The 4,765-nt window shown below is 47.2% G+C and carries 4 protein-coding genes; all 4 read right to left on the bottom strand.

Going from position 1 to position 4,765, the window contains the following annotated elements; genetic code table 11:
• Window positions 1–517: sugar-binding domain-containing protein (locus B3Z75_RS10575; RefSeq protein ID WP_349676038.1), on the bottom strand; the 517-nt coding region annotated here is incomplete at its 3' end.
• A 1-nt stretch (window position 518) separates the two neighbouring features.
• Window positions 519–1,763, bottom strand: a complete 1,245-nt coding sequence (locus tag B3Z75_RS10570) for a glycoside hydrolase family 88 protein (RefSeq protein ID WP_294071385.1) — start codon at window positions 1,761–1,763, stop codon at window positions 519–521.
• 26 nt (window positions 1,764–1,789) lie between these two features.
• Window positions 1,790–3,133 (bottom strand): Gfo/Idh/MocA family protein, encoded by a 1,344-nt coding sequence (locus tag B3Z75_RS10565; protein WP_294071382.1) that lies wholly within the window; start codon window positions 3,131–3,133, stop codon window positions 1,790–1,792.
• A gap of 66 nt (window positions 3,134–3,199) precedes the next feature.
• Window positions 3,200–4,765, bottom strand: a 1,566-nt coding sequence (locus B3Z75_RS10560) for an alpha-L-fucosidase (RefSeq protein WP_294071379.1), incomplete at its 5' end; no start/stop codon positions are given.

The following is a 4,765-nucleotide window of genomic DNA, read 5'->3' as shown; positions in this document are numbered from 1 at the left end:
TATCCCTCGAGTTGTCACAACGGACGGACAGGGGGATTTTTCCTCCAAAGCGACCGGCATCGTCCGAAGAGAGGAAGCGATTCACCGCATCGGTGATATCAGCCTCCCACTCATCATAGCCCCCTACGTGAGATGCCACTTCTTCCGTGTAAATATAGACCCTGGTTTTTTGTCCGGCACCCTCGAAATGGAGCAAGGTCCGTCCCTCTTTATAAGGGTTGTCTACAGATAAAAGCGTTCTGTACCAGGCCGGCCCCTGATAGTAGTTCAGATCCGGATCCACGGCGTCAGTAGCATTGTAGCAGTGTGGTAGTGTTACCTGCTCCCACAGTGGAACCTTCTCCGGAGAACCTTCCGAGCCGGGACGTACCGCCTCCCACACACTGCCCAGGTCTGATCTTAAAAACTCCCAGTGATCATTCAATCTTGTTTTCTGCGAGTAATTGATTTGCCCCAGTGCGGCAAGCATATTACAGCCAACCAACAAGATTGTAAACAGATATTTCGACTGCTTCATTTTATTTTTCGGTTAAAGACAAGTTATTCTCAATTTTTTCCTTTCGTAAGAGCGCTTCCAGGAAGTAATAGTCGGCATATACCAGAGGAACATCCACTTCCGAGTCCGACGGCTTTGATCCGGTACTGTGAAGTAACAGAAATCCGCCGTCGTCGTGCAAGGTGGCACGATAGTGAAGTGTCAGGTTCTTCAGGATGGTGTCGGCCTGTTCTTTGTATTGAACTGCCTTTTCCCCACCAAAGGTACTCAGCTCATAGAGTGCCGATGCGATGACGGTGGCTGCCGAGACATCACGGGGTTCGTTGGGAATTTCGGGCGCATTAAAATCCCAGTAAGGAATCAGATCCTCCGGCAGGTTGGGGTTTGTAAAGATAAAATTTGCCACATGCCGGGCCTGGTCCAGATAGGCGCTGTCTTTTGTCTCGCGATAACACATGGTATAACCATACAAAGCCCATGCTTCCCCCCGGGCCCAGGTGGACTCGTGTGCATAACCCTGGTGGGTGTGACGATTCAATACGTTGCCTGTAATGGTGTCGTAGTCGATTACGTGATAGGTGCCATAATCGGGGCGAAAATGATTTTTCATGGTTGTGTTCGCATGATTCACGGCAATATTGTAATAGGTGGAGTCACCACTTTCCCTGGATGCCCAGAAAAGCAATTCCAGGTTCATCATATTATCGATGATAACCGGACATTGCCATTTGTCGCGATTGTGATCCCACGAACGGATAATTTTTGCATTGGGTTTGTATCTGGAGATCAGTGAATTTGCGGCTTCCATCAAGATGGGTTTGTAACGTTGGTCGTTTGTAAGTCTCAGTCCGTTCCCAAAGCTGCAATACAGGATGAACCCCAGATCGTGGGTGGTTTTTGTAAACTTTTGCACTTCGAGGGAAGCGGTGAATGCTCTTGCCTGTTTCTCCCAATTTGGATCTTTTGTATATTCATACATATACCACAGTTCTCCCGGGAAAAAGCCACTTGTCCAGTCCCGGGAAACAACCAGCTTCGGATTTCCATTTTCATCCAGGGTGCGGGGGCTCACCAGCGGTTTTTCCGCTTTGGTAAGAGAATCTCGTCCATCTCTTGCTTTCGCAGAATCTATCTCCTGCAACGCGTAGGTAAGCTGTTCTGACGCAAAATCGAAGTTCTGTTTGGTTAAATCACCGGATACCTGTGTTTTGCAAGAGGTGAAAAGGCCGATAGCGAGGATGCTGAATAGCGTAAATATCTTGTACATCTTTTTCTATTTATTAAAATTTGTATTTATACTGTTGGTTCCCATCCGGGTTCATAATCGCGGCTCCATAGTTTCATCGCATCGCGGTCGTACATTCTGCCGGTTTTATCATCAATGTCAAATCCTTTCCCTATACGGTATGCAATGTTTGAATAATGTACCATGGCCATGCTGATGCTGGCATCATCGATGGGTGCAGTGAGCTTCTCCTTGCCCCTTATCGCTTCAAAGAAATTGATCACATGCCCGGTCGTCATGTCGCCACCTCCTCCTAAAGCCGTTCCGGCCTCGTTTGCGGACGACTGGTTGTCTTTCACCAGTTTTCCGTTCCTGTCAAACAGGCGATACTTGTTCCGGTCGATAAACACCGTTCCTTCGCTTCCATAAATGATGGTTCCTCTTCCTCCCCCATACGTATCGTATCCGTTACGGCTTTTGCCATCCCACAGGATAATTTTGTCTCCGGAGAAACGAAAGGTCGCATCCATGGTATCGTACATTTCCCAACCATCGTGGACAAAATGACGTTTGGCTGCTTCTACATCTACCCGGAGGGGAAAGTGAACCCCCAACGCCCAGCGTGCAATATCCAGTTCATGGGTGGCATTGTTTCCCGTTTCGGCGGTGCCGTAATCCCATCCATACCAGTGCCAGTTGTAATCCCATGTTTCCGATGTGTATTCACGTCGCGGGGCCGGGCCTTGGAAAAGTTCCCAGTCGAGGCCGGTGGGTACGGCTGCTTTTTTTTGCAACGGCACTTCGCCTCTTGTGTTGGTATAAAATGCCAGAGCCTTGTAGGGTGTTCCAATGACACCACGATGAATTTCCTGAATTATTTCGATGGTATGGGGGGATGAACGCTGCTGATTGCCCATTTGTACCACTTTATTCAGCTTTTTAGAAGCTTCCACCAGCAGTTCGTTTTCAAACATGTTGTGGCTGCATGGTTTCTCCAGATACACATGTTTCCCATTTTTCATTGCCATGATGGATCCCGGAGTATGCCAGTGATCCGGGGTGGCATTAATCAATACATCCACTTTCGGGTCATCGAGTACTTTGCGGATATCATTTTCCAATTTTGGTTTATAGTCAATATGTTTGGAAAAGTTCTGCAAGGCTCTTATCCGTTGTTTTTCCATCACATCGCACAGATACACCAATTCTACATTTGCTTTCTTTGCTGCTATGGGTTCGTAAAAAGCGCCTAACCTGCGGCCGAGCCCGGCTATGGCAACTTGAATACGGTCATTGGATCCGATGATTCGTTTGTAGCTTTTTGCCGGCATGCCCATTATTGAACCGCTTACGGCGATTCCTGCTGCTCCGGCACTCATTTTCTTGATAAATTCCCTTCTGTTTACGTTCATATTATTATGGATTTTGGTAATTATTTATTGTACTCTGTTCTCATTGAATTATGCGAAAAAACGGTTCTACGGTGTTTTTATAAATCGGACAGAAATAGGGTTCATGAACTGATTGCCCTGATAATTCTTTCCCCGGAGAGAACACTCAAACTCATCTTTCGTTAATGTGATGCTACCGGCATACACACTGTTTGTCCCTTTTCTTTCGGGGTGTGGGGGATAGTTAACCGTGAAATTTTTGCCGGCAACATGTATGCATACCTCCCCCGTATCGGCATCTTCAACCGTGTTATAATCCAGGAAGAGATCATATTTTGCAGGTTTATTGATTCTTACTTTCCATCGCATCCATTGATCGTCCTTTTTCCAGTTTGTCACGTAATTCCTGTTGACCTTTCCATCGCCAAACCGTAACCCACTGCCCATTAGTTCGGCATCAAAGGTGAACAGTGTATTGTCGCCGGTGTCGTCCAACAGCCGGATCGGATAGGACTTTTTTGTTTTTTTTACAGCAAACGCAACGATGGTGTTCATCGAATCCGGGGCGTTTGCAGGCAGATAGACTGCTACATCCTTGTCATTTACCCGCGAAAAAGAGACTCTCTTTTGTTGAGGATCCGAAACAATCCAGGCTTTGCCAATGTCAGAAGTCAGTCCCCCGACAGTGAGAATGCCGTTTTTTGGCCATTGATGTACGTGAGCATACAGGGTATCGCCCTTTTGGGTTGTTACGCCCCACGATTGCAGGGGTAAATCTGTTTTTTGAGCGCCATAGATTGCATCGCCGTTTATCTTTAACCATTTTCCAATTTCGAGACAGATTGTGGCATCTACTTCATCCCATCTTCCGTTACCCATCGGGCCCACGTTCAATAAAATATTTCCCCCTTTTGCTACCGCGGAAGAGAGCAAGCGCACGAAATGGCTTACCGGCTTGCGTTCTCTGTCCACGATGCTGTATCCGTAAGATTCGTTGGTTGTGGGAATAGATTCCCAAAAGCCCGGCGTGGGATAAAGGTGCGCCGCACGATCGCCTGTATTTGCATAGTCGCCTAAGTTTTTATCGGCAAAACGAGCCAACCGGCCATTTACGACAATTTTGTTTTCCGGATCTATTTCCCGGATAGCCTCCAATATGCGAATGTTTTGGTATAGCGGTAATTTGTGGGGTGTGTCAAACCACATCAGATCAGGATCGTATTTTTTAATCAACTCTTGTATTTGAGGAATTGATTTTTCTCTGACGTATTTATCGGCCATGGGAAGATAGTCCGGCCGTGTCAGCCACCAATCGCTTCCCCCTACCAAACGGTCGCCCCCGGGATGATCGGGGTACTCCCAATCATTTCCCGGCGCACACGGATGTTCCCAATCGAAGGCATGGGAATAATAAAATCCGAACTTGATGCCATATTTTCGGGCAGCCTCCCGAAGTGCGGTCATGGGATCTTTATTATACTTTGTCAGCGACATATCATAGGGGTAGACGTCCGAAAAGTACATGGCAAATCCATCGTGATGCTTGGCCGTAATGACCACGTATTTCATGCCGGCATCGCGAATCGTTTGCATCCATTCATCCGCATCAAAATCTACCGGATTAAAAGGAAGAACCAGCTCCTTGATATACTT

The organism is Proteiniphilum sp. UBA1028, from assembly GCF_002316955.1.
Classification (GTDB): Bacteria; Bacteroidota; Bacteroidia; order Bacteroidales; family Dysgonomonadaceae; genus Proteiniphilum.
The sequence above is the reverse complement of the archived record's forward strand: the minus strand, read 5'-3'. Positions and strand labels throughout refer to the sequence as shown.